General features: G+C 60.5%; 1 protein-coding gene. It reads left to right on the forward strand.

Annotated elements, in window-relative coordinates:
- A partial coding sequence (locus AC0IYH_RS32845; protein ID WP_471838557.1) for a CBS domain-containing protein occupies window positions 1–253 on the forward strand: 253 nt, incomplete at both ends.

Genomic DNA, 253 nt, shown 5'->3' on the forward strand with positions numbered 1-253 from the left:
TTTTCACCCTGCGCGATTTGCGCCATGTGGTCGCCGAAGGTGTCGGTGATTTCAGCGACGCCATCGAACAGCACATGACTCGATCACCGTTTTATCTGTCGCCGGATCACAGTGCCTTCGATGCGGCGATCGCCATGACCGAGCGGCACATTGCTCACGTCTGCCTGGTCAAGGATCAGCGCTTGTGCGGCGTGGTGTCCGAGCGTGACCTGTTCTCCCTGCAACGGGTCGATCTGGTGCACCTGGCCCGGAC

This window comes from Pseudomonas sp. AC463 (assembly GCF_979253585.1).